The following is a 25512-nucleotide window of genomic DNA, read 5'->3' as shown; positions in this document are numbered from 1 at the left end:
ATCGGTGGACGCAAGGAAGCCGAAGAACAATCTGAACGAAGGGAATAAGGAAATGCGCGTTTACTACGATCGGGATGCAGACGTTAACCTGATCAAGTCGAAGAAGGTGGTTATCGTCGGTTATGGCAGCCAGGGCCGCGCCCACGCGCTGAACCTCAAAGACTCCGGTGCCGCTAACGTGCGTGTGGCCCTTCGTGAAGGTTCTGCGACCGCGAAGAAGGCACAGGCTGACGGCTTCGAGGTGATGAATGTTGCTGACGCCGCCAAGTGGGCCGATCTCATGATGATGGCAACGCCTGACGAATTACAGGCTGACATCTACAAGGAACACATTCACGACAATCTCCGTGATGGCGCGGCAATCGCTTTCGCTCATGGTCTCAACGTGCATTTTGGCCTCATCGAGCCGAAGAAGTCGGTTGACGTCGTCATGATCGCACCGAAGGGCCCAGGCCATACGGTGCGCGGCGAATACCAGAAGGGCGGCGGCGTTCCTTGCCTCATCGCCATTCATCAGGATGCCTCGGGCAATGCTCATGATCTGGCTCTCTCCTACGCTTCGGGCGTTGGCGGCGGTCGTTCAGGCGTCATCGAAACTACCTTCAAGGAAGAGTGCGAAACCGATCTGTTCGGCGAGCAGGCTGTTCTCTGCGGCGGCGTGGTTGAGTTGATCCGCACCGGTTTCGAGGTTCTCGTTGAAGCTGGCTACGCGCCGGAAATGGCTTACTTCGAGTGCCTGCACGAAATGAAGCTGATCGTGGACCTGATCTACGAAGGCGGCATCGCCAACATGAACTACTCGATCTCGAACACTGCAGAGTGGGGCGAATACGTCACTGGTCCGCGCATCATCACCGCCGAAACCAAGGAAGAAATGAAGCGTGTTCTGAAAGACATTCAGACCGGCAAGTTCACTTCCGATTGGATGCAGGAATATCGCGCAGGTGCTGCTCGCTTCAAGGGCATCCGTCGCAACAACGATAGCCACCAGATCGAAGAAGTTGGCGAAAAGCTCCGCGGCATGATGCCATGGATCGCAGCGAACAAGCTTGTCGACAAGGCTCGCAACTAAAATCGGCGGGGTTCAGGTTCTGGCCGTCTGCAAATGACATGGGCGCCAGAACCAGAATGCCATCTGGTTTTCGGCCTCGATGAAGGTCGAAAAGAGGGGGCGCTTCTTGCGCCCCCTTCGTAGTTGGCACTCTATGGCCGGGTTGATCGTCAACGTAAGGCGAACGAAAAGAACCCAAATTCTGTGCCAGATTTTTCGTTTCGTGCACTTTGAGGCCCAAAACAATTCCGAATATCTTTATTCCATAGAAGCATGGGAAAAGCTGTTCTCGCTTGCCGAAAAGTGCGCTAGAGCTTCACATCCAATAGCCAAGTTTTGAGGAGACTTAGCTATTACAAGTTCCGTAAAATGTACGGATAGTCTAATTGAGGAGATTTCCCGTGTTGGACTGGGAAAATGTATTTGCAACGCGCTCGAAACGTATGCGCGCATCGGAAATCCGCGAACTGCTGAAGCTTCTGGAACGCCCAGATATTATTTCGTTTGCGGGCGGAATTCCTGATCCGGCTCTTTTCCCGCACGAAGAATTCCAGGCAGCCTATAAGGACATTCTTACGGGTCCAGAAGCCAACGCAGCGCTGCAATATTCCGTTTCGGAAGGCTACAAGCCGCTGCGCACCTGGTTGGTCGGAGAACTTGCCAAGATTGGCATTCCCTGCACGGAAGACAATGTGTTCATCACATCGGGTTCGCAGCAGGCTCTCGATTATCTGGGCAAGCTGTTTTTGTCGCCCGCCGACACAGCACTGGTGACCGCACCGACCTATCTTGGCGCGCTGCAGGCTTTCAACGCTTACGAGCCCAATTACGATATGCTGGCGATCAACGGCAACCGCACGCCGGAATCCTATGCAGAGGCTGCCAAGAAAGCCGGCGGTCAGGTCAAGTTCGCTTATCTGTCTGCCGATTTCAGCAACCCGACAGGGGAAACCGTCGATCTTGCCGGTCGTGAGAAACTGCTCGCACAGGTTGATGAGCTCGATATTCCGGTTATCGAAGATGCGGCTTACCAGTATCTTCGCTACAATGGCGATGCGATTTCGCCAATTCTGGCGTTGGACATTGCCCGCAATGGCAGTGACATCGAGAAGACCCGCACCATCTATTGCGGTTCCTTCTCCAAGACGCTGGCTCCGGGTTTGCGTGTCGGCTATGTGGTTGCGTCGAAGCCAGTCATTCGTAAGCTTGTTCTCATGAAGCAGGCTGCGGACCTTCATTCGTCCACGATCAACCAGATCGCTATTCAGCGTGTTGCGAGCAGCGGCTTTGGTACTCAGGTCGCGAAGCTGCACAAGGTTTATAAGCACCGTCGCGACAAGATGCTCGAAGCGCTGGCGAAATATATGCCTGAAACCACAAGCTGGACGAAGCCTGAAGGCGGTATGTTCATCTGGGTCACGCTGCCGGAAGGCATGGATGGCGCAGCGCTACTTGCTGCATCCATTGATAGCGAGAAAGTGGCGTTTGTTCCCGGGCGGGCATTTTTTGCTGATGGCAGCGGTGCCAACACGCTGCGCCTCAGCTATTCATGCGCCAACGATGAGATGATCGATGAAGGCATCAAGCGCCTTGGTCGTTTGATACGTGCTCATACGAAATCCGCTGCCGCCTAGGTTGGTGGAAATAAAAAAGCCGGGTTCAGACCCGGCTTTTTTCTTACTGGAATGGCGAATTGCAGCCTGTCCTGGGACCAGCCAACGGCTGGAATGTATTGTCGGATGTTCGGTAACTGCGATACCGATTTGAACACCACTGGATATGATTGCTGCTGGGGCGCGCGCCTGCGGTCGGTGGCTGCATCGTGCGTCGATATTGCAGAGTATCGCCGTTCTTGTAGTTTAATACGCCATGTTCGGTGATATAAGTTCCACTTTCCCGGCAAAGCGTTGAACCGTAGCAGTTGCGAGCGCTCGGATCTGTGCGATTGGCACCCGCCTGACCGCCGATAATCAACGGTCCGCTCGGTTTCAGCGAGGGAAGATATTGGCTGTTACGCAGTTCGACGGCTGAACCCACACTTGCAATGCCTGCAACGAATAGCCCTGTCAGTATCGTCAGGCGCACAATTTTTCGCATCGTTTCAGCTCGCTTTAATCATCGTTCTCCCGATATATGGGTATACTTTATATCCAAGTCACCGCTTCGGCAGAAATTTATTGGTTTCGGAAATCATCCTCTTGCCAATCGCCCAGCAAGCAGAGAGATTGCGAAGACATGTTTACCATAGCTACTTTCAATGTCGAAAATCTGATGCGCCGGTTTGATTTTTCCGGCTTTCGCAATGAATTGCATCAGGATCGCACCCTGCAATTGTTCGAGATCAACGATGAGGCGCAGTATCGCCTTCTTGAGCAGGCGCGCGCTGTGGCGCACGCAGACGACACACGCCAGATGACGGCTCTGGCGATTGCCGAAACGCGGGCTGATATTCTCTGCCTGCAAGAGGTGGATAATCTGGCGGCGTTGAATGCGTTTGAATATGGCTATCTTTTCAAGATGATAGGCCACGGTTTCCGACATAAATATCTCATAGATGGCAATGACAGCCGCGGCATAGATGTTGCCGTTATGATGCGCGACACGACACGGGACGGACAGCCCATCGAAGTCGACGAAGTCACCAGCTATGCTTATGTAACCTATAATGATTTTGGCCTCTACGAGCCCGTACTTGGGGAACTTGGGCTGGAACCCCATGACCGAATCTTCAAGCGGGATTGCCTGAATGTGGATATCCGCATTGCCGGGAAGCCCATATCGCTCTTCGTTACGCATCTGAAATCGATGACGGGCGCGCGCAACGGATTTGACGGACGGACAGCATCTCTGCCGGTGCGACGCGCAGAGGCGCGCGCCATGCGCCGTATCATCGAAGATAAGTTCGGACCATCCAATGTTGCAGATCGCCGCTGGCTGATTTGTGGTGATTTCAATGATTATCGTGAGCGGATCATTATCGGGGGCGATGAATGGAACGGCTATCAGTTCACGCCAATGGTTGAAGAAGAAAGTGCGTTGGACGTGCTCTTAGCCGACGGGTTTGCGGTCAATCTGGTCGAGCGCCGTCCCGTTATGGACCGCTGGACGCTTTACCATACGCGCGGGCCGCAGGAGCGTCATCTTTGCCAGCTTGATTACATCATGGCATCGCCTTCTTTTGCGAAGAAGAATGAGAAGGCGGTTCCGAATATCATTCGGCGTGGCCAGCCTTGGCGCACGATTTTTCCACCTGATCAGCAGATCGAGCGTTATCCTAGAACAGGTTGGGATCGCCCGAAAGCAAGCGATCATTGTCCGGTTGCAGTGACATTGAACATGGTTTGAGCGATGAAGCAGGTTCGGGAAAATACTGTCCACATTATTGACAGTGCCGATGTCCGGGTACTGCCCGGTCCTTTATCATATACCGTGGATAACCACGAAGCGATTGCTTCGAACTGGACACGTGAGCGGGCAGCCAACCCCACTTTGTTCGATGGCGAATTCTATCTGGCACCACACGCAGAACTGATTGGCGGCATGTTTCAGGCCGGCTTCAAGCGCACCAGTTTTGCAACGCTGATGCACTGGCGGCATGACGTATCGCAGGAACGTCCGTGGCACATTTTCGGTGTCGGTGTGATTGTCTCGAGCGAAGGACATTTGATCGCCGGGCGTATGAGCACACAAAATGCCGGGGCGGGAAGGGTCTATTTTCCGGCAGGCTCAGTGGATGATAATGACATTGTCGATGGAGCTGTCGATTATGACGCCAATCGGCAACGGGAGGTTCGCGAGGAAACGGGTCTTGATCTTCTTGACGCACGTGCGGAGCGACAGATCAATCTTGTGACAGGAAACCGTAGCATCGCGCTTTTCCGCCGTTATTATTTCGATGCACCGTCAACCGATCTGGTATCACGGATTGAACGATATCTTTCTGCGGAGGAAGAACCGGAACTATCAGAGATCATACCAGTGAAGGCAGCTCAAACGATGGGAGACGCAACACCGTCCTATGTGCGAGCATTTGCCGACTGGCATTTCAACAATCTCTAAAGCTTGGCCAGACTTGCAGATGACAGCGGCGCGAAATTGGCTATGCTCGCAGACAATGCGAAGCATGAGACAATGGAGTGAAACCGACCTCGCAGTCGGTTTTGTGTGTAGGTCGAGGGGAGAATAAGGGATGAATGACGCCGCCGTTTCCGGCAGATTCTATGAGGTTTTCGACGTTTTCGCCGACAAGGCTCTGGCTGGAAATCCGCTGGCTGTCGTCCATGATAGCGAAGGTTTGACCGATGCGCGTATGCAGGCCATCGCACGCGAGTTCAATCTTTCCGAAACGGTTTTCATTTTTCCCCCGAACAATCCCGCACATGAAGCGGCGGTGCGTATCTTCACGCCTGATTATGAGCTTCCCTTTGCCGGGCACCCGACAGTAGGGGCTGCCGTGTCGCTGGCTCGCCGTCGTAAAACGGGTGATGAGACCGACAGGCTCGTGGCTCTGGAAGAGAAGGTCGGTATTGTTCGCTGCGGTGTGATATTGGGAGAGAATAGCGCCTTCGCCGAGTTCGATTTGCCCCGCCTGCCAGAGCGAGTTGATGTCAAGGTCGAGAAAGAGGAGGCCGCTGCTGCGATCGGTCTCGGTACACATGAGATCGGATTTGAGAACCATGTGCCTGGCGTCTGGAGCGCGGGTACACCTTATCTGCTCGTGCCGGTTCACAATCTGATTGCCGCAGCAAAAGTGTCCATTGACCCGGTCTATGTGAACGAAAGCCTCCCACACGTCGATGGCCGACCTTTGCCGATTTACGTCTATTGCCGCGAAACGATTTTGTTCGACAGCAATTTCCATGCGCGCATGTTTGTAACGGGGGCGAATGTCTATGAAGATCCGGCTACGGGCTCGGCTGCAGCCGCCTTTGCAGGCATGATCCAGAAGAACGACAAACCTGTTGACGGCAGTTCGCAGTGGTGGATCGAGCAGGGAATGGAGATGGGGCGACCTTCGCGGATCCGTCTCGAACTGGACGTTGCCAAGCAGCAGCTCACAGGAGCGAGGATTGGAGGCACGGCGGTCAAGATCGCGGAAGGGCGTTTGTTCGTCTGATAAATTAGCTCTGCTTGTGTTTTGATTGCAGTCAAAGCTGTAGGCCCGCCCTATGTTAGTTTGTTGGCAGATAAACAAACAACGGAGGCGTGCCATGATGATCAGGGAAATGTCGGAATACGATATCCGGGACATGATACAGCACACCCATCTCGGGCGGCTGGCTTATGTTCTCGAAAATCGCCCGTTTATCGTACCGCTTAGTTTCCGGTTCAGCGGCGGCTCGCTCTATTCTTTTACCACCGATGGGCAGAAGACCGAGGCCCTGCGCAAGAATGATGCAGTTTGTATTCTTTTCGATCATATCGAATCCCGGACAAACTGGCGCACCGTTGTGCTGAACGGTCATTATCGGGAAATCGATGGTGATGACGAAAAAAATGCGATCGTCGCGCTTATGGCTTCGGAACCGACCTGGTGGGAACCGGCATACATAAAGACGGTCGCGAAGGACGGACACGAACGCAAACTTGAACCGATCTTCTTCCGTATCGATATCGAAAGCGCGACGGGTCACCAGACTGGCTGAAAAGGAAGAAGGTCCGATAATTTCGGGCCCTTTCGATGTGGCTTTATTTTACCACTAGAACCGGTGTGTTGCTGCGCGTCAGGACCTCGTAGGTTTGACTGCCAAGAAGCATACCTTTCAGTCCGCGACGACCATGGGAAGCCATGACGATAAGATCGTTGCGCAGTTCTTTAGAAGTTTCGATGATTGATGTCGCCGGATGTGGCGCAACCACATGCAGCGTATGAACTTCGACTTCCGTTTCAGCCGCCAGTTCGCGCGCACGAGCGAGGGATTTATCGGCATACTCGTTCCATTCTTGTTCGAAGCGCTCGATGAAGGCAGGGCTATCAGTCCAGCCGCCAGGAAGCCCCGAAACGGAATAGGGAGCGGTGACAGTCAGCACCGTCGCCTTCGCGCCGACTGTTCGTGCCAGTTTAAATGCGTGGACGAGCCCGCGCTCTGCAAATTCTGACCCATCGGTGGTTACGAGAATATTCTTGTACATGCTGCCCTCGCTGTTGCTTTTCTATCTTTAAGCTACAGCATCGGGCCAAAAATCGGGATCGATTTTTTGGAAAGCACGATGCGTAATTTCAGTAAATTAGAGCGACCTTTGTGCGTCCAAATGGACCCACGGCGCTCTGATGCGTTAAAGAACCATTTCAAACCCTTGCCTGACGAGTTGTTTAGACGGAACGATTTCATGCCCCTCGACTGCGATGCATTTCATGCCAGCTGGATAGCGACAGTTCTCAATCTCGATTGGCCGTCACGCAGTTCGTCCCGTATCGAGGACGATGCCGAACGCATAAAGCGTCAGAAAGAAGAGCTGCTCAGACTTTTCGATGAAGCATCTGAGCATGGTATCAATGCTGTCATCTTTCAGGTTTCGCCGACTGCCGATGCATTTTATCCGTCATCCTATTTGCCGTGGTCGTCCTATCTGACTGGAACTCTCGGTAAAGATCCCGGCTTTGATCCGCTGAAATTTGCAATTCAGGAAGCGCATAAGCGCGGCATAGAACTGCATGCATGGCTTAATCCCTACCGTGTTTCGATGGATACGAAGCCGTCTACCCGCAAGGAATTGCGGAATTCGTCAAACGAGTCGCCAGTCAGTGTTTTCAAGTCCCATCCCGGCTGGGTCGGTGTTTCAGCCGACCGTTACGTCCTTGATCCTGGCATTCCGGCTGTCCGTGAATGGGTGACGAATGTGACGGCAGAGGTCGTCCAGAAATACGATGTCGATGGGATTCAGTTCGATGATTATTTCTACTACGAAACCGCATCGTCGAAACTCGACGACGACAAATCATATGCACGGTTTGGCACACGCTTTTCGAGCAAATACGAATGGCGACGTTACAATACCCATACATTGGTGCGGGAGATTTCGGACAAGATAAAAGCCATCAAACCAAATGTCCGTTTCGGCATCAGCCCGAGTGGCGTTTGGCGCAACGCTGCGGACGATCCCCGCGGTTCTGCAACCCGCGCCGGGAAAACGAACTATGACGGAGATTTTGCCGACACCCGGCGTTGGGTGAAAGAAGGCATGATCGACTATATCGCGCCGCAGATTTACTGGTCCTTTGGCCGCAAGGATGTGTCTTACGGGACGATTGCGAAATGGTGGGCCGATACCGTTCGCGGCACGAAGACCGATCTTTATATTGGTTTGGCACTCTATCGGGCCGGTTCTGGAACCACACTTGAACCCAGTTGGCAGGCGGGCGAGGGCGTGACTGAAATCAAGCGCCAGCTAGAATTCAATGAATCTTTGCCGGAGGTGAAAGGGAGCATTCTCTTTCGTCAGGGTTTCCTCTCCGACCCGAAGCTGAAAGGTGTGTCGAACTATCTGAAAAAGACGTGGGGCAAGTGCAGGCCCCGGAAAAACTAACGGCAAAAAACGACGACGATGTGCGGAATTGTTGTTTGTTTGATTGAAATCAAAGAGCTTCGTTTGAGCGGGTGCTAACCAACAATCGTTGCCGGTTTCCACCAGAGTCGGTGACCCGGGGTGCCGAGGCCCTACTCGAATGGCACCCCGGCTAAATCAATCTGTCGAGCGCATGAGCGCGATCTTTCTGTAACGTCGTCTATCGACAGCCAGCGGGTGCTGTCGGCGTTACTCCCCTCTGTTTCATAAAATCAGCACCCGCGTCTCTAGCAACATTGTTCTATATTTTAGAGCGTTTCCCTGCCTGATTGAATCAGCAGGCTTTGCAAATCAGTTACTTTCTGATTCAAGCTATCTGCCGATGGAGGTCGGCAGATATGTCGCGAGCCCTTTCCATTGATCTTCGAATACGTGTAGTTGCTGCCGTTGATGGCGGTGCATCGCATCGAGAGGCTGCTGAGCGTTTCGGTGTAAGCGCAGCCAGCGTTAGCCGTTGGCGTAACCTTCAACTCCAGCAGGGAAATGTTCGACCCGGTCCACTGGGCGGCGACCGCAATTCTCACAAGACAGAAGCTCATGCTGATCAGATCATGATCTGGCTCGCCGAACACAGGGACGGTACTCTCTTCGAACTTCGCAGTGATTTGGCCGCCCAAGGCATCATAATCAGCAAGTCGGCACTGCACCGCTTTCTTGTCCGGCACGAACAAACGCGTAAAAAAAGACTGGCCATGCTGTAGAGCAAAGCCGTCCAGACGTTCTGGAAAAGCGGCAATGCTGGTTCGAGGAGCAACTTGATCTCGATCCAGAGCGGCTCGTGTTCATCGATGAGACCTGGACAGCGACCAATATGGCCCGTAGTCATGGGCGGTGCCGCAAGGGTGAGCGGTTGCGAATGGGTTTTCCTCACGGCCATCGCAAAACGACCACGTTGGTTGCGGGGCTGCGCAATACGGGAATGGTCGCGCCACTTGTCATCGACGGCCCCATCAACGGTGATTGGTTCGAGGCGTATGTCGCTCAGGTGTTGGTTCCAACATTGAAACCAGGTGATATTGTCATCCTCGATAATCTGTCCAGCCACAAACGACCGGCAGCAAGAGAATTGATCGAGGCGGTCGGCGCGACAATGATGTTCCTTCCACCTTACAGTCCAGACTTCAACCCGATCGAAAAGGCCTTCTCCAAGCTGAAGGCGCTTTTACGAAAGGCTGCCGAGAGAACAGTCAATGGGCTTTGGGATCGCATCGGTCAGATGGTTGAACTCATCGAACCGCAAGAGGCTCAGAATTACTTCAACTCGTGCGGATATGATCCAACTTGAAAGGGAAACGCTCTAGCAGTTCTTGATCCTAATCAAGGCGGGCAACCTTTACTCCGATTAGAGTAGGTCTAACCGGGAGTTTGCGATTCTGGATCGCTTCCCCCAATTCACCGGTTGCTAAATGAAAAGGTAGTTCCATATCATTCCCGAGAAGGTTCTGGCAGATGCCGGAGGCGGGGCGGTGGGGACAATCAAAACCCTTGCAGGCGGCGACTGCTTGCCGGTGCTTCGTTTGAAGACGGCGTTGTGACGACGATGGCAATGAGGGTGTTTCATTATGGCTTTCAACCGTAAGCAATGGATATTGGCTGGAGCGATTATCGTCCTTGCCGCAGGCGGGTACTATGCTTGGAAAACGCTGAATGGCGATGGGTTGCCGGACGGTATCGCCAAGGGCAATGGACGCATCGAGGCGGTTGAAATCGATATTTCGACGAAGAGCCCGGGACGCATTCGCGAAATCCTCGCAGATGAAGGGGATTTCGTTCAGGTAAATGATATTCTTGCACGTATGGATACGGATCAGCTGGAAAGCCAGCGCAAGCAAGCTGAGGCGCAATTGCGCCGGGCAGAGATCGGTATCGAGACAGCGCGCAGTCTTGTCACGCAGCGCGAAGCCGAACACACGGCTGCAGAGGCGACCGTGGCACAGCGCGAAGCGCAACTGGATGCCGCCCAGCGCCGTCTGGCCCGCTCCCAGCAATTGACGCAATCGCGCACGGTTTCCCAGCAAGTCCTGGACGATGACCGTGCAACTGCGCAGGGTGCAGAAGCTGCTGTCGGTGCAGCCAAGGCGCAACTTGCGGCCACGGAAGCAGCTATTGGTGCCGCCAAGGCGCAGGTGGTGGATGCCGAGGCGTCGGTCGAGGCAGCCAAGGCTGCAATCGCAAGCATTGAGGCAGATATCAACGACGCCACTTTGAGAGCGCCCAAGCCAGGACGTGTTCAATACCGCGTTGCCCAACCGGGTGAAGTGCTTTCCGCAGGTGGGAGGGTGCTCAATCTTGTAGATGTCAGCGACGTTTACATGACTTTCTTCCTGCCGACGGGGCAAGCCGGGCGGGTGGCCATGGGGGCCGACGCCCGGATTGTTCTCGACGCCGCGCCGCAATATGTCATTCCTGCAAAGATCAGCTTTGTGGCCGATGTGGCCCAATTTACGCCGAAGACCGTAGAAACGGAGGAAGAGCGCCAGAAGCTGATGTTCCGCGTGAAGGCTAAAATCCCGCAAGAACTGCTTCAAAAATATATCCAACAGGTGAAAACCGGATTGCCGGGCATGGCCTATGTCAAGCTTGACCCCAATGCCGAATGGCCGAAGAATCTCGCGGAAACCGTGAAATGAATGGTTCTACTGTCAAAGCTGGCGCCAATGACGACAGCTTTGTCGTCCGGGCGCAAGGCGTAGGGCTGTCCTATGGGAAGACGCGTGCTCTGCGCAACGTCAACGTTGATATTCCCGTCGGCTGCATGGTCGGTCTGATCGGACCTGATGGGGTCGGGAAATCAAGCCTGTTATCGTTGGTCGCCGGAGCGCGAACGATGCAACAGGGACGCATTGAGGTTCTCGGCGGTGATATTTCGGACAAGCGTCATCTTCAGTCTGCCTATCCCCGTATCGCCTATATGCCGCAGGGGCTTGGGAAGAACCTCTATCCCACGCTTTCGGTGTTCGAGAATATCGACTTTTTCGGACGGCTGTTCGGGCATAATCGAAAAGAGCGTGAGCGTCGTATCGCCGATCTTCTGGCGCGCACGGGTATGTCGGCTTTCGCGGATCGTCCGGCTGGCAAACTATCGGGCGGCATGAAGCAGAAGACCAGCCTCTGCTGTTCGCTCATCCATGATCCCGATCTACTCATACTCGATGAGCCGACGACCGGTGTCGACCCTCTATCCCGGCGCCAGTTCTGGGAACTGATTGACGATATCCGCAAGGATCGTCCCGGAATGAGCGTCATTGTCGCGACCGCCTATATGGAAGAAGCCGAGCGTTTCGACTGGCTGGTCGCGATGAATGATGGACAGATTCTGGCGACAGGTACACCGCAGGAATTGCTGCAGCGCACCAACACTCCAAATCTCGATGCGGCCTTCATTGCGCTCCTGCCGGAGGAATTGCGGAAAGGCCATCAGGACATCGAAATTCCGCACCGCGACTTCGGTGCGGATGCTGAAATCGCGATTGAGGCAGAACACGTCACCGTTCGTTTTGGCAGCTTCACTGCGGTGAATAATGTAAGTTTTCGAATTCCGCGCGGTGAAATCTTCGGTTTTCTGGGTTCCAACGGTTGCGGCAAGACCACGACCATGAAGGTTCTGACCGGGCTGTTGCCTGCCAGCGACGGAACGGCGCGACTGTTCGGGCGAGAGGTCGATCCCAAGGATATCGATATACGCCGCCATGTCGGATATATGTCGCAAGCGTTTTCGCTTTATTCGGAGTTGACTGTTCGTCAGAATTTGGAACTCCACGCCAAATTGTTCGATATGGCGCCGGATCTGACCGAACGCCGTATCAAGGAATTGACCGAACGCTTTGATCTCATTGAGGTCATGGATTCCTTACCCGATGCCTTGCCGCTCGGTATCCGCCAGCGCCTGTCACTGGCTGTGGCTTTGATCCATTCACCTGATATTCTCATTCTCGATGAGCCGACATCGGGTGTGGACCCGGTCGCTCGTGATGCTTTCTGGCAAATCCTCGCTGATCTGTCGCGAAAGGACAATGTGACGATTTTCGTCTCTACCCATTTCATGAACGAAGCGGAGCTTTGCGACCGGATTTCGCTGATGCATGCGGGCAAGGTGCTGATCAGCGATACGCCGAAGGCGATTACCAAGAGTCGCAATGCTGAAACTCTGGAAGAAGCCTTCGTCGCATATCTGCAGGACGCTATTGGCGAGACAGAACAGTCAGCGCCATTGCCGGTAGCTATTTCAGATCAAATGGGAGAGGCAGGTGAAGCACATCCAAAGAAGGCTCCAGGCTGGTGGCCGGACCTGCGGCGAATGCTGGCGTACACACGACGTGAGGCTTTGGAACTGAAGCGTGATCCGATCCGCGCAACGCTGGCTATTCTAGGTAGCGTTATCCTGATGTTCGTTATTGGTTACGGTATTAACCTGGATGTCGAGGATTTGAAGTTTGCCGTGCTTGATCGTGACGATACGACGATCAGCCGCGATTACACGCAGCAGATTGCAGGCTCGCGATATTTTTCTGAACAGGTTCCCATAACCGATTATGACGATCTGGACCGACGAATGCGCGATGGCGAGATCAGTCTGGCTATCGAGATACCACCAAATTTCGGCGCAAATGTCATGCGCGGCCGCCCGGTGGAAGTTGCTGCCTGGATTGACGGCGCGATGCCCACTCGTGCCGAGACGATCAAAGGCTATGTTCAAGGCATGCACGCCAACTGGCTGACGCAAAAAGCCCGCGAGCTTTATGGCAACGCGGCAAATGTTGGCAGTTTCAATCTGGAGATACGCTATCGTTATAACCCAGACGTACAAAGCCTCGTAGCTATGGTGCCGGCAGTGATTCCGCTACTGCTTCTCATGATCCCTTCGATGCTGGCAGTGTTGAGCGTGGTTCGGGAAAAGGAACTGGGGTCGATCATCAATTTTTACGTGACGCCGGTGACGAAATTCGAGTTTTTGTTCGGCAAGCAGTTGCCCTATATCGGGCTGGCATTTTTGAATTTCCTGATGCTGACAGCCTTTGCGGTGTTTATTTTCCGGGTGCCGTTCACAGGGAGTTTTCCGACTTATGCGCTGGCGGCGCTGCTCTATGTCACAATTGCGACCGGCATGGGGCTGGTGCTGTCCACCTTCATGAACAGCCAGATTGCAGCGATCTTCGGAACGGCACTTCTGACACTCATTCCGGCTGTGCAGTATTCCGGTATCATTGACCCCGTATCGTCGCTGCAAGGTGCAGGCGCGTTCATCGGTAAAATCTATCCCGCGACTTATTTCGTAACCATTTCGCGCGGGGTTTTTTCCAAGGCACTGGGTTTTGCCGATCTGGCAGGTTCGTTTTTGCCGTTGTTGATCGCGGTGCCGGTTCTCATGGCGCTCGCTATCGTTCTTCTCAAGAAACAGGCGAGCTAAGATGCGGGTATCTAACATATTCCAGCTTGGCGTGAAGGAACTGCGTGGTTTGGCTCGCGATCCGATGCTGCTGATCCTGATTGTCTATGCCTTTACGCTTGCGATCTATACGGCATCGAAGGCAATGCCCGAAAACCTCAACAATGCGGCGATAGCGATTGTCGACGAAGATCAGTCGCCGGTTTCGAGCCGGATCACGACGGCATTTTATCCGCCATATTTCGTGCCTCCGAAGCTGATTTCATCCTATGAAATGGATGCCCGGATGGATGAGGGGCTTGATACTTTCGCTCTGAATATACCGCCGAATTTCCAGCGTGATCTTCTGGCGGGTCGTTCGCCGACAATTCAGCTCAATGTCGATGCAACCCGAATGAGCCAGGCCTTTACCGGTGGCGGCTATGTGCAGTCGATTGTGTCGAGTGAGGTGGGCGAGTTTCTAAATCGCTATCGCGGTGGCGCACAAACGCCGGTTGAACTCAATCTCAGAGCGAGATTCAATCAGGATTTGAACAAGGGCTGGTTCGGCGCGATCAACAATGTGATTTCATCGGTTACGATGTTATCGATCATCCTGACGGGCGCGGCGCTCATTCGGGAACGCGAACACGGAACCATAGAACATCTATTGGTTATGCCCGTGACGCCGGTTGAAATCATGGTCAGCAAGATTTGGTCCATGGGGCTGGTCGTGCTGGTTGCCTCGGCATTTGCATTGGTTTTCGTGGTGCAGGGGCTGCTTGCCGTTCCTATCTATGGGTCGGTATCGCTGTTTCTCGTTGGCGCGGCGCTCCAGCTTTTTGCGACGACCAGCCTTGGCATCTTTCTGGCAACTGCGGCTGGTTCGATGCCGCAGTTCGGAATGCTGCTCATGCTGGTGCTTCTGCCTTTGCAGGTGCTTTCGGGAGGGACAACACCTCGCGAAAGCATGCCTGAAATCATCCAGACAATCATGCTGGCAGCGCCGAATACGCATTTCGTCATATTGGCCCAATCGATCCTGTTTCGCGGAGCAGGGCTCGGTGTCGTCTGGCCGCAATTTCTGGCGCTGATCGTCATTGGCTCTGTGCTGTTCTACTTCGCGCTTCAGCGTTTCCGTGCGTTCCTGCGATAGGAAAATTCTTTAAAATCAGGAGGCTGAATCCATTCCTTGCGAATGTGATTCAGTTTTCTGTGCCGGATTGTGCTTTAGCGGAGTTGCGAATCCTTAACCATGTTGCTATCGCAATTCTCAGGAAACGGTTCCGCTGTTCAGGCGGATGAAAAGGGAACACGGTGAAGCCATCCTGGTTGATGCCGCGACTGCCCCCGCAACTGTAACCGGAGAGCTATCCTCCACAGCCGTGCAAGCGGTAAAAGCCACTGAAAGCATTAGGTGCACTCGGGAAGGCGGAGGGAAAGCGACGACCCGGAAGTCAGGAGACCTGCCGTATCCGGTCACCCATGCATGGATACGGGGTGTGTCCAGGCGCGGCTGTCCGTGGCGGTGACATTGTTGAAATGTTGCCGTCAGGAAGAAGGGCCTTCAGTGCCACTATCACTTCAACCTGCGGTGCGATGAAAAGCCGGTATCGTTCTTCGGTTCGGCGGGTTGAGGGAAAAATGCATCTTTTGAAATCATCTGTTTTATTGGTATCGGCCAGCGTTCTTGCGCTGCCGTCCACGACGCTTGCTCAAAGTCTGCCGAATAGTGCTGACAGTGTCGTCCTCGATACAATCGTGGTTACGCCATTGCGCCGCGCGTCTTCGCTGCAGCGCTCGACCTCATCTGTAACGGTTATCGATTCAGCGGATATCGAACGGTCGGCTGCTCCCGATCTCCAATCGTTGCTGAAGTCCTATAGCGGTATCTCCATAAAGACGAACGGCGGGCAGGGCTCGTCGTCGGACATTTACATGCGTGGCATGTCTTCCAAGCAGACGGTTGTTCTCATCAATGGTGCGCGCACGGCGTCGGCGACAACCGGAGCAACTGCGCTTGCGAACATTCCTCTGAGTTCCATCGACCGTGTTGAAATTGCCAAGGGCTCTCATTCTGCGCAATACGGTGCCGATGCCATGGGCGGGGTGATCAATATCATCACCAAGCAAGGCGGAGCCTGCGGTGAGCGCTCGTGGTGCGGCAGTCTTTCTACCGGTGTCAGCCATCCATGGGGTGGATATGCTTCCGGGACCATACAGGGAAGAAGCAACGACGGTGTCGACTATGCCTTTGGTGCGGCCATAACCGGCACGCAAGGATATGACTTCACCACATCGGATGCCTATGGCCATGAACCAGATCGCGATGGATTCTTGCAGGGCTCGTTCAACTTTGCCCTGTCGAAGGATTTCGACTGGGGTAAAATCTATGCAGACGGTCTCCTCAGCCGAGGGCGCAATCAGTATGATGCCAAGGCACCGTCACCGAACCAGGCCGATAGTACCGCATTTACGGGCAAGATCGGAACACGCATTGATCATACGGCGGATTGGTCATCCACGCTGGAATTCAGCACCGGTATCGACAACAGCCGTAACTTCCGAAAAGACGTGAGCGGTTCGGACCGGTTTGAAACCAAGCGTTATGGCGTTTTTGCCTCGACCGAGAAGAGTTTCGACACCGGCACGGTTAACCACACCGTGACCGCCGGTGTGGAAGCCTATCGCGAGGAGATCAACACCACCGTTGCTTATGATGAAACCAGCCGCGATCTGGCTGCTGTATTTGGTCAGTATTCGCTGGAGTATGAGGCGCTGCGCTTCGATGGCGGGCTGCGTTACGACCATAATGGGCAGTTCGGCGATGTCGTGACCTACAATCTCGGTACGAGTTATGAAGTTCTGCCGGACCTTGTTTTGCGGTCATCCTATGCCACGGGTTTTCGGGCGCCGACTTTCAACGAGCTTTATTATCCAGGCTTCGCCAATCCTGATTTGCAGCCGGAAAAGTCCCGATCATATGAAATCGGCTTGAACTGGCAGGCTACGGCTTCGACAAGCCTTGATATGGCTTTCTACCAGACATGGTTGCGCGATGCGATCATGAGCACCGCACCATCCTATCTGCCTTATAATGTTGCCAGCGCGAAGGTTACGGGTTTCGAAGCCACATTGGCGCATCGTTTTGATGATCGCTGGGGCGTCAAGGGTTCTATCGACCTGAAGCAGCCAATTGATGAGGATACGGATAAGGATCTTCCTTATCGTGAACGTTTCAAGGCTGCGGCTGAGGTCAATTTCACGCCGATTGAAAAGCTCGATCTGACCGCAAGGCTGATCTATGGCGGTTCGCGTTATGCAGATGCTGCAAATAGCAAGAAACTCGGAGATTATGTGACTGCTGATTTCGTGGCACTCTATTCCATAGACAAGCAATCGCAGTTGAAGTTCTCGGTCGAGAATATCTTTGACAAGGACTATCAGACCAGCTCTGGCTATATTGCGCCGGGGCGCACCATCAATGTCGGATTGACCCGGAATTTCTGAGGCTGAACAGAGAATGAAAAGGGCGTCCGCAAATTGGATAACCAGCTTCTGCCTCGCGGCGGGGCTGGCCCTATTCGTTCGAAATTCAGCAAACGCGGGGGACATTCCCCATCACGTCGTTTCCATCAACGTATGCACCGATCAGCTGGCATTGTTGCTGGCCAATGAGGGCCAGTTGCGATCGGTTTCTTACTTGTCGCAGGACCCGGAACTATCCGTCATGGCTGCGAAAGCCCGGGAGTTTCCGGTCAACCATGCGCAGGCAGAAGAAGTCTTTCTGATGAAACCAGATCTTGTGCTGGCGGGCACATTCTCGTCGAGAGCAACGGTTGGGCTGTTGCGCAGACTGGGTATCCGTGTGGAAGAGTTCGCGCCCGCCCGCACGTTCGGCGATATAGAAGATCATCTGCGTCGCATGGGCGAGGTGCTCGGCAGACAAACGGAAGCCAGCCGGGAAATCGATAAAATGAAAACTGCTCTGGCGGCAATCCAGCCGCCGACCCGTCGCAAGACAGTCGCGCTTTATTATGCCAACAGTTACACATCCGGCCGGGGAACGCTGGTCGATGAGGCTGTGCGTCTTGCCGGACTTGATAATCTGGCCGACAAGGCAGGCGTCAGCGGTTCAGCTCCGCTGCCGCTGGAAAAGCTGATTCTTGAGAAGCCGGATATTCTGGTGCGCAGTTCAAGAGATCGTGCGCCTGCGCTGGCTTTCGAGAATTTCGAACATCCGGCGTTGCGAGCGCTTGAAAAACAGGCGAGGGCGGTGACGATAGCGGATAATCTGACGGTTTGCGGTGGGCCATTCAGCGTCGAAGCTGTGGCAGAACTTGCGGAGGCGGCGCGTGACTGAACGGAACCGCTTCTATCTTCTGCTCGTCGGACTGGCCATGCTTGTGGCTTTGCTTTTCATCGTTTCACTGCTGACGGGGCCTGCCGCGATTAGTATCACCGATAGTCTTAAGGCGCTTTTCGGCGATGACAACGAGATGATCGTACTGGTCATGCGCGAAATTCGCTTGCCTCGGGCACTGCTCGCGCTCCTTATCGGGGCTTCGCTTGGATTATCAGGCGCTGCCTTGCAGGGTTACCTGCGCAATCCGCTTGCGGAACCCGGCCTGCTCGGTGTGAGCGCATCCGCGTCATTCGGCGCTGTTATTGCTATTTATAGCGGTCTCTCGCTTCTGTTCCCGCTGGCTTTGCCGCTCCTCGCGCTTGCAGGTGCCTTTGTGTCGGTGTTTCTCGTCAAGCTTCTGGCGGGGCGCAATGCTGGTACGCTTGCTGTCATATTGGCCGGTGTCGCGGTGACCAGTCTCGCCGGTGCATTGACGGCGCTGGCGCTCAACCTGTCACCTAACCCCTTTGCTGCAATGGAGATCGTCTTCTGGATGCTCGGTTCACTGGCCGACAGATCGATGACGCATGTGGCTCTCGCCGCACCATTCATCCTTGTTGGCTGGGCGATGCTTCTGGCACTCGGGCGATCACTCAACAGTCTGACACTGGGGGCTGATGCTGCGGCAACGATGGGCGTCAATCTGGCTCGTGTGCAGCTTTTTGCCGTGCTGGGCACAGCGGCCTGCGTGGGTGCTTCCACCGCTGTTGCCGGTGCAATCGGTTTTGTGGGGTTGGTGGTTCCTCATCTTCTGCGACCGCTTGTCGGTGCACGTCCGTCACGATTGCTGGTTGCCAGCGGTTTCGGCGGGGCTGCCCTATTGTTGGCTGCTGATGTGTTGGTGCGCATCGTCATGCCGGGACGTGAACTGAAACTGGGCGTCCTGACGGCAATCATTGGCGCACCATTCTTTCTTTGGCTTGTGTTCAAGTATCGGAGGCAACTCGTATGACATCGCTTTCGATAAAGAATCTTTCCGTTACGCTTGGCGGGAAGGCAGTACTCAGCGAGGCAAGTTTCGATATGCATGGTGGTGAATTCATCGGACTGATCGGACCTAACGGTGCTGGCAAGACGACATTGTTGCGCGCCATTTTGGGACTTGTGAGGTCCAGCGGGGAAATTTCGCTCGACACAGGCGATGTGCGCCACATGAGCGCTTCGACAAAAGCACAGAACCTCGCTTATCTGCCGCAGGAGCGTGATGTCGCGTGGCCGGTATCCGTGGAGATGCTTGTTTCTTTGGGACGCTCCGCCTTGAAGCCGGTTTTTGCGAGCATGAGCGCACAGGATAAAATGCTCATCGAGACCGCAATGCAGCGTATGGATGTTACCCGATTTCGGGAACGGTCGGCGATCGAGCTTTCCGGCGGAGAACGGGCACGCGCGCTGATTGCGCGCGTTCTGGCGCAGGATACGCCCGTAATACTCGCCGATGAGCCGGTGGCTGGGCTCGACCCTTCTCATCAGCTTGGATTGATGGAAAGTTTTGCCGAACTTGCAAAAGAGGGGAGGACTGTTGTCGCCTCATTGCATGAGCTGAGCCTTGCGGCACAGCATTGCACGCGCCTTATTTTGCTCGACAAGGGACGTATCGTTGCAGATGGGGAGCCAACGAAAGTTCTCACGCCACAGTTGCTGCACGACGTCTATGGTATTCGAGCGAAAATCATGACGGTGGATGGCGAGTTCATCGTCCATCCGACCTCACGTATTGGCTAGTGGATTGAATTTGACGTTTGATACCCGTCCGATATAAATTTCGTTTCAAACGTCAAATTCGAAAAATCCACTAGATTCATAAAGTTACTAGTGGTCTTTTTGATTCCGACATTTGCTCAGCGCTCATATCCGAGGGATACAAATGTCGGAATCAGACCACTAGACATTTTTCCACCGATGCTCGCGGGAAGAGGCGTAGATGGTTTCTACAGCCTTCTGGACTTCGTAACCCTCGCGGAAGTCGGCGTGATTGGTCTTCTGCCCCGCAATGGCCAACAGGAAGTCGCGAACTTCGATCGTCTTGAGATCGTTGAAGCCGATCTGGTGGCCGCCCGCTACGCAAAATGCGCCATAGGGTTCGTGTTCGGGGCCAGCAAAGATCTTGCGAAAGCCTTGTTGTCCTTTTTTGTCGGAAAAGAGAAACAGGTCGAGCTCATTGAAGCGTTCCTGTGAAAAGAAGAGGGAGCCTTTCGATCCGGAAATTTCGAAGTCGTGCTGCATCTTGCGACCGCTGGCGATCCAGCTCGCTTCGATTGTGCCCGTTGCCCCGTTTTCAAAACGCACGAAAGCGCGGCAGACATCGTCTGTTTCCACGGGTTTCATCTGCGAAAGGTTCAAACTATCTGGGCGTTCATTGATGATGGTGACGGCGTCTCCCATGACCGTTGTTATCGGCCCAACGAGATAGCGCGCGGCGGCAATGATGTGACTGCCGATATCGGCTAATGCTCCGCCCCCACCTGCCGGATAGAGCCGCCAGGTCCACGGAATGCGGGCATCGGCCATGAAATCTTCGGCATGAATACCGCGAAAACTGCGAATTTCACCTAGCTCTCCGCTGTCGATGATTTCCTTGGCCAGTTTTATCATAGGGTTTTTCAGATAGTTGAACCCAACGGCTGTCTGAACACCTCGCCGTTCTGCGGCGAGCGTCATTTCGAGGCACTCGGCAGCGGTGGGTGCAAGCGGCTTTTCGCAATAAACGTGTTTGCCCGCTTCAATGGCGGCGAGCGCCATCTCCTTGTGAAACCGGTTTGGCGTCGTGATGTCGATGAGATTGATATCCGGGTTGGTGATCAATTCCCGCCAATCTCCAGTGGCATTTGCAAATCCCAGTTGTTTTGCGGCTTTTGACGCCGTTTCAGAATTCACATCGGCCAATGTGTGAAGCTGCACATCGATAGGTAGGTCGAAAATGCGATTGACGTTAGCGAGCGCAAGGGCGTGCGTCTTGCCCATGAAGCCGGACCCGATCAAGCCCGCCACCACAACCTCAGCTCTATCAGCCATTGTCATTCCTCCAGAAACGATGGTCGAAGCGTTTGGTGCTGCGCAACTCCTTTGGGAAATAAGCATATCGTCGGCAGCTTATGCGATTGACATGAGCTACCAGAAATGGAATTATAATTCTACGAGAATTTGTTATGAATGTTTCATTCTATTGAAAAGATCCACGATCTGCATGTATTCACGGGTAAAACGCTTGGAGGAGCGCCGGAATACAGCAGGCGGAAGGTAAAGCGTTAACGCAAACCGGCGGGGAGTGCCGGACAAGGGAGGAGTGAACATGCAATCTCTATTGAAATCGGCAGTGGCCGGGGTGGCGTTGCTGGCTGCGTCTTTCGCAGCCCACGCGGCCGATATTAATATCGTTGTCGTCAGTCACGGTCAGGCATCGGATCCGTTCTGGTCTGTCGTCAAGAACGGCGTCGCCGAAGCGGCAAAGGATACGGGCGCAAAGGTCGATTATCGTGCACCGGAAACCTTTGACATGGTGCAGATGGCCCAGCTTATCGATGCGGCGATCAATCAGAAGCCGCAGGGTATTGTGGTTTCCATTCCAGATGCGGATGCGCTTGGACCATCGATCCAGCGTGCTGTAGCAGCCGGTATTCCCGTCATTTCCATGAATTCCGGTTCCGATGCCTCGAAGAAGCTTGGCGCTCTGCTGCATGTCGGTCAGGATGAGTTCGATGCCGGTAAGGTAGCAGGCGAAGCATTGAAGAATGCTGGCGGCAAGAAGGGCATTTGCGTCAACCAGGAAGTGGGTAACGTCTCGCTCGATCAGCGCTGCGCAGGCTTCAAGGAGGGCTTTGGTGATGTAACGGTTCTGCCGACATCGACCGATCCTGCTGAAAACGAAGCCAAGGTTCGCGCTGCTCTGGCATCTGATGCTGCCGTCGACACAATCCTGACGCTCAATGCGACACTTGCAGGAGAACCGGCTGTGAAAGCCGCTGCCGAAAGCGGTCGCAGCGGAATCCACGTTGCGACGTTCGACATGTCGGCTGGCTTCCTGGAAGCTGTTGAAAAGGGACAGGCGGACTTCGCCATCGACCAGCAGCAGTTCCTGCAAGGCTACCTTCCGGTCTCGTTCCTCGCGCTTAATGCAAAGTACGGTTTGATGCCGGGCGGTAATGTTCCATCGGGCCCGAACCTGATCACCAAGGACAAGGCCAAGCAGGTCGTGGAACTTTCGGCCAAGGGCATCCGGTAAGCATTGTTTCGACTATCTGATATCGAACCCGCCCATGAAAATGGGCGGGAACGGGTCTCTGTGCCCAGAATGCATCAGGAGAAGATCATGAGTGAGCCACTTCCCCATGAAAAGGCCAACACAGCGGCGCTATCGAAGGATGAGCGGCTTCAGTCGGCGAGCCCAATGCAACGGCTCCTGAGCCGACCGGAATTAGGAGCGGTATCCGGCCTGATCCTAATTACGGTCTTTTTCGTTTCAGTTGCCAATCCGGCGATGTTTACTGCTGCCGGCATCATGAACTTCATGGCTCCTGCTTCGCAGCTCGGCATTCTGGCAGTCGCCGCAGCGCTTCTTATGATCGGTGGTGAATTCGACCTGTCTATCGGCTCGATGGTAGCTTTTGCAGGCCTGATCTTTGCCGCTGCTCTGGTCGTCTGGCAGGTGCCGCTCGGTGTCGCCATCATCGTCACGCTGCTGTTCGCCGCTTTCGTGGGGATGGTGAATGCGCAGATTGTTATCCGTACTGGATTGCCATCATTTATTGTGACGCTCGCATTCCTGTTCATTTTGCGTGGTCTGTCGCTGGTCGGGCTGAAATGGGCAACAGGTGGCGCTACGCAGCTGCGTGGCGTGAAGGAAGCTGTAGCGGGCAGTTATCTGGCAGGCCTGTTTTCCGGCGATGCTTTTCAGGGACTTTTCGCCTGGATGGCTGAAAACGATCTGATTGACAAATTTCCCAATGGTGAGCCTTCGGTAAAAGGCGTGCCGGTCGAGGTTCTGTGGTTCATCGCCATCGCACTTATTGCAACCTATGTGCTGGTACGCACACGCTTTGGCAACTGGATTTTCGCGGCCGGCGGTGATGCTCTGGCTGCACGCAATTCCGGTGTTCCTGTCCGTCGCGTCAAGACAACGCTATTCATGTGCACGGCAATGGCTGCGGCATTGGTGGCTATTCTTACCGTTCTGGATGCCGGTTCAACCGATGCGCGCCGTGGCTTCCAGAAGGAGTTCGAGGCGATTATCGCTGCAGTCATTGGCGGCTGTCTGCTGACCGGCGGTTATGGTTCTGCAATTGGTGCGTTCTTCGGCGCGATCATCTTCGGCATGGTTCTGATCGGGCTGACCTATACCCAGATCGATCAGGACTGGTATTTGGTCTTCCTGGGAGGAATGCTTCTGATCGCGGTGCTCTTCAACAATTTCATTCGCAAGCGTGCGACCGGCGAGCGCTGAGAGGGAGATTTGCCATGACGACACCCATCATCGAAGTTCGCAATCTCGTTAAACATTTCGGCCCCGTCATAGCGTTGAACGGCGTCTCGCTGAGTGTCGAGCCGGGGCAGGTCCATTGCCTGCTTGGCGACAATGGTGCCGGTAAATCAACGCTGATCAAGACGCTTTCTGGCGTGCACAAGCCGACCAGCGGCGACTTTCTGGTCGAAGGAAAGCCCGTCACCTTCAACAGTCCGCGCGATGCGCTCGATCATGGGATTGCGACAGTTTATCAGGATCTTGCGATGATCCCGCTAATGTCGGTCATGCGGAATTTCTTTCTGGGACGAGAACCGACCAAGGGCATCGGCCCAATACGCTGGTTCGATACGCAGCAGGCGGAAGAAGTTACGCGTGAGGAGATGCGCAAGATCGGGATCGATGTCCGTGACCCGCAGCAGGCTGTCGGAACGCTTTCCGGCGGTGAGCGGCAGTGTGTGGCGATTGCCCGCGCCGTCTACTTCGGCGCGAAAGTGCTGATCCTCGATGAACCGACCTCCGCGCTGGGGGTCCGGCAAACGGCGATGGTTCTCAAATACATCAATCTGGTGCGCTCACGCGGGCTGGGTGTGATCTTCATTACGCACAATGTCCGTCATGCTCATGCGGTCGGTGACAAATTCACAGTTCTCAATCGCGGGATAACGCTTGGAACGCGAACGAAGAACGATGTGGACATGGACGAATTGCAAAGCCTCATGGCAGGTGGGCAGGAACTCGCCGACCTGACTGCTGAACTGGGCGGTCGGGTCTGACCGGGATTTTCGGAGCGTAGAATGAACGGACAATTCAATGGCAAAGTTGCCGTCATTACCGGAAGCACGCAAGGGCTTGGCGCAGCAACTGCGAAACTGTTTGCAGAGAGAGGCGCCAAAGGTCTCGTTATATGCGGGCGTTCGGTTGAAAAAGGGCTAGCGCAAGTCGATCAGTTAGCAAATCTCGGAGCCAAAGCGGTCTTCGTGCAGGCTGATCTTGAGAAGGTGGAAGACTGCCGCAGGATCGTTTCGGAAGCCGACCGTGTTTTTGGAAGGCTTGACGTTCTCGTAAACGCTGCTGGTTTGACGGATCGGGGCACTATTCTGGATACGAGCCCGGAATTGTTCGACCGTTTGTTTGCGGTGAATACACGAGCGCCATTCTTCCTCATTCAAGAAGCGATAGAGCTGTTCCGGCGCGACAAGGTCGAGGGAACGATTGTCAATATTTCTTCGATGTCGTCCATGGGCGGCCAGCCTTTCATTGCAGCCTATTGCGCTTCCAAGGGGGCGTTGGATACACTGACCCGCAACGTAGCCTATTCGGTTTTGCGCAATCGTATTCGCATCAATAGCCTGAATATTGGCTGGATGGCATCAGACGGCGAAGACCGTATCCAACGCGAGTTTCACAATGCGCCGGAGAACTGGCTGGATGAAGCGGCTAAGAGCCAGCCTTTCGGAAGGCTGATTGAACCAGTCGAAGTTGCCCGCGCGATAGCATTTCTGGCTTCGGAAGAATCCGGCTTGATGACTGGCGCCATCGTGAATTTCGATCAATCCATTTGGGGCGCTTACGGTTCATCTCCGCATCCCGATCAGCCGCTTTGAGCGTTTGATAGTATCTGTGTGTTTGAATGAACGGGATAGTAACCGGCTCAATAGCTGAAATGG

22 protein-coding genes and 1 riboswitch are annotated in these 25512 nt (G+C 54.4%); of the genes, 19 read left to right on the top strand and 3 right to left on the bottom strand.

Annotated elements, in window-relative coordinates; translation table 11 throughout:
• Positions 1 to 52 precede the first annotated feature (52 nt).
• Together ilvC and ABDF71_RS10205 are read left to right on the top strand one after the other, a co-directional pair.
• The gene (gene ilvC / locus ABDF71_RS10210) at positions 53 to 1072 is read left to right on the top strand and encodes a ketol-acid reductoisomerase (RefSeq protein ID WP_010659781.1); all 1020 of its coding nucleotides are present in this window, start codon (positions 53 to 55) and stop codon (positions 1070 to 1072) included.
• 380 nt (positions 1073 to 1452) lie between these two features.
• Positions 1453 to 2685 carry an aminotransferase-like domain-containing protein gene (locus ABDF71_RS10205; RefSeq protein ID WP_151663969.1) on the top strand — a complete coding sequence of 411 codons (1233 nt, stop codon included), beginning with the start codon at positions 1453 to 1455 and terminating at the stop codon, positions 2683 to 2685.
• Between the two features lie 43 nt (positions 2686 to 2728).
• On the opposite strand, the gene ABDF71_RS10200 is transcribed toward ABDF71_RS10205, so the two are convergent.
• Positions 2729 to 3148 carry a BA14K family protein gene (locus ABDF71_RS10200; protein WP_010659783.1) on the bottom strand — a complete coding sequence of 140 codons (420 nt, stop codon included), beginning with the start codon at positions 3146 to 3148 and terminating at the stop codon, positions 2729 to 2731.
• A gap of 138 nt (positions 3149 to 3286) precedes the next feature.
• Here ABDF71_RS10200 and ABDF71_RS10195 point away from each other — a divergent pair, with 138 nt between their 5' ends.
• From ABDF71_RS10195 to ABDF71_RS10180, 4 genes are all read left to right on the top strand, one after another.
• Positions 3287 to 4396: an endonuclease/exonuclease/phosphatase family protein gene (locus ABDF71_RS10195; protein WP_010659784.1), complete on the top strand. Its 1110-nt coding sequence runs from the start codon at positions 3287 to 3289 to the stop codon at positions 4394 to 4396.
• A gap of 3 nt (positions 4397 to 4399) precedes the next feature.
• Positions 4400 to 5110 (top strand): NUDIX hydrolase, encoded by a 711-nt coding sequence (locus ABDF71_RS10190; protein ID WP_010659785.1) that lies wholly within the window; start codon positions 4400 to 4402, stop codon positions 5108 to 5110.
• Positions 5111 to 5240: 130 nt separating this feature from the next.
• Positions 5241 to 6167, top strand: a complete 927-nt coding sequence (locus ABDF71_RS10185) for a PhzF family phenazine biosynthesis protein (protein ID WP_010659786.1) — start codon at positions 5241 to 5243, stop codon at positions 6165 to 6167.
• 94 nt (positions 6168 to 6261) lie between these two features.
• Positions 6262 to 6696, top strand: a complete 435-nt coding sequence (locus tag ABDF71_RS10180) for a pyridoxamine 5'-phosphate oxidase family protein (protein ID WP_010659787.1) — start codon at positions 6262 to 6264, stop codon at positions 6694 to 6696.
• A 43-nt stretch (positions 6697 to 6739) separates the two neighbouring features.
• Here the strand turns inward: ABDF71_RS10180 and ABDF71_RS10175 are convergent, their stop codons facing one another.
• Positions 6740 to 7183, bottom strand: a complete 444-nt coding sequence (locus tag ABDF71_RS10175; protein WP_010659788.1) for a universal stress protein — start codon at positions 7181 to 7183, stop codon at positions 6740 to 6742.
• A gap of 198 nt (positions 7184 to 7381) precedes the next feature.
• On the opposite strand from ABDF71_RS10175, the gene ABDF71_RS10170 reads away from it, so the two are divergent.
• The 9 genes from ABDF71_RS10170 (at position 7382) to ABDF71_RS10130 (ending at position 20109) form a co-directional block, all read left to right on the top strand.
• The gene (locus ABDF71_RS10170; protein WP_010659789.1) at positions 7382 to 8578 is read left to right on the top strand and encodes a glycoside hydrolase family 10-like protein; all 1197 of its coding nucleotides are present in this window, start codon (positions 7382 to 7384) and stop codon (positions 8576 to 8578) included.
• A gap of 377 nt (positions 8579 to 8955) precedes the next feature.
• Positions 8956 to 9902 (top strand): IS630 family transposase gene (locus ABDF71_RS10165; protein WP_011982578.1). Its coding sequence is split into 2 segments (ribosomal slippage): positions 8956 to 9295 and positions 9295 to 9902, totalling 948 coding nucleotides; the frame shifts between segments, so codons are not numbered across the junction.
• 277 nt (positions 9903 to 10179) lie between these two features.
• Positions 10180 to 11247 carry an HlyD family secretion protein gene (locus ABDF71_RS10160; protein ID WP_029928981.1) on the top strand — a complete coding sequence of 356 codons (1068 nt, stop codon included), beginning with the start codon at positions 10180 to 10182 and terminating at the stop codon, positions 11245 to 11247.
• Complete coding sequence (gene rbbA, locus ABDF71_RS10155; RefSeq protein ID WP_500061550.1) at positions 11244 to 14024, top strand: ribosome-associated ATPase/putative transporter RbbA; 2781 nt, start codon at positions 11244 to 11246, stop codon at positions 14022 to 14024. The genes ABDF71_RS10160 and rbbA overlap by 4 nt, the downstream gene beginning before the upstream one ends.
• A gap of 1 nt (position 14025) precedes the next feature.
• Positions 14026 to 15138: an ABC transporter permease gene (locus tag ABDF71_RS10150; RefSeq protein WP_259030009.1), complete on the top strand. Its 1113-nt coding sequence runs from the start codon at positions 14026 to 14028 to the stop codon at positions 15136 to 15138.
• Positions 15139 to 15246: 108 nt separating this feature from the next.
• Positions 15247 to 15470, top strand: a riboswitch (cobalamin riboswitch).
• Between the two features lie 156 nt (positions 15471 to 15626).
• Complete coding sequence (locus tag ABDF71_RS10145) at positions 15627 to 17492, top strand: TonB-dependent receptor domain-containing protein (RefSeq protein ID WP_500061549.1); 1866 nt, start codon at positions 15627 to 15629, stop codon at positions 17490 to 17492.
• A 13-nt stretch (positions 17493 to 17505) separates the two neighbouring features.
• Entirely contained in the window at positions 17506 to 18345 is an 840-nt protein-coding gene (locus tag ABDF71_RS10140) for an ABC transporter substrate-binding protein (protein WP_151615724.1), read from the top strand.
• Positions 18338 to 19339 (top strand): FecCD family ABC transporter permease, encoded by a 1002-nt coding sequence (locus tag ABDF71_RS10135; protein ID WP_500061548.1) that lies wholly within the window; start codon positions 18338 to 18340, stop codon positions 19337 to 19339. The genes ABDF71_RS10140 and ABDF71_RS10135 overlap by 8 nt, the downstream gene beginning before the upstream one ends.
• Positions 19336 to 20109, top strand: a complete 774-nt coding sequence (locus tag ABDF71_RS10130; RefSeq protein WP_151662978.1) for an ABC transporter ATP-binding protein — start codon at positions 19336 to 19338, stop codon at positions 20107 to 20109. The genes ABDF71_RS10135 and ABDF71_RS10130 overlap by 4 nt, the downstream gene beginning before the upstream one ends.
• Before the next feature lie 159 nt (positions 20110 to 20268).
• Here the strand turns inward: ABDF71_RS10130 and ABDF71_RS10125 are convergent, their stop codons facing one another.
• Positions 20269 to 21399 (bottom strand): Gfo/Idh/MocA family protein, encoded by a 1131-nt coding sequence (locus ABDF71_RS10125; RefSeq protein WP_151662979.1) that lies wholly within the window; start codon positions 21397 to 21399, stop codon positions 20269 to 20271.
• 277 nt (positions 21400 to 21676) lie between these two features.
• Between ABDF71_RS10125 and ABDF71_RS10120 the strand changes: the two genes are divergently transcribed.
• The 4 genes from ABDF71_RS10120 (at position 21677) to ABDF71_RS10105 (ending at position 25449) form a co-directional block, all read left to right on the top strand.
• On the top strand, positions 21677 to 22606 hold the full coding sequence (locus ABDF71_RS10120; RefSeq protein WP_012091817.1) for a sugar ABC transporter substrate-binding protein: 930 nt from the start codon (positions 21677 to 21679) through the stop codon (positions 22604 to 22606).
• An 87-nt stretch (positions 22607 to 22693) separates the two neighbouring features.
• Positions 22694 to 23824 (top strand): ABC transporter permease, encoded by a 1131-nt coding sequence (locus ABDF71_RS10115; protein ID WP_010659799.1) that lies wholly within the window; start codon positions 22694 to 22696, stop codon positions 23822 to 23824.
• A gap of 14 nt (positions 23825 to 23838) precedes the next feature.
• On the top strand, positions 23839 to 24618 hold the full coding sequence (locus tag ABDF71_RS10110; protein ID WP_010659800.1) for an ATP-binding cassette domain-containing protein: 780 nt from the start codon (positions 23839 to 23841) through the stop codon (positions 24616 to 24618).
• A 21-nt stretch (positions 24619 to 24639) separates the two neighbouring features.
• On the top strand, positions 24640 to 25449 hold the full coding sequence (locus ABDF71_RS10105) for an SDR family oxidoreductase (protein ID WP_151662980.1): 810 nt from the start codon (positions 24640 to 24642) through the stop codon (positions 25447 to 25449).
• The last annotated feature ends 63 nt before the right edge of the window (positions 25450 to 25512 follow it).

The sequence above is a fragment of the Ochrobactrum sp. WV_118_8 genome (genome assembly GCF_039631535.1).
GTDB classification, from domain to species: Bacteria; Pseudomonadota; Alphaproteobacteria; order Rhizobiales; family Rhizobiaceae; genus Brucella; species Brucella anthropi.
Note: the sequence above shows the minus strand (reverse complement) of the source record. Positions and strands in the feature narration are given on the sequence as shown.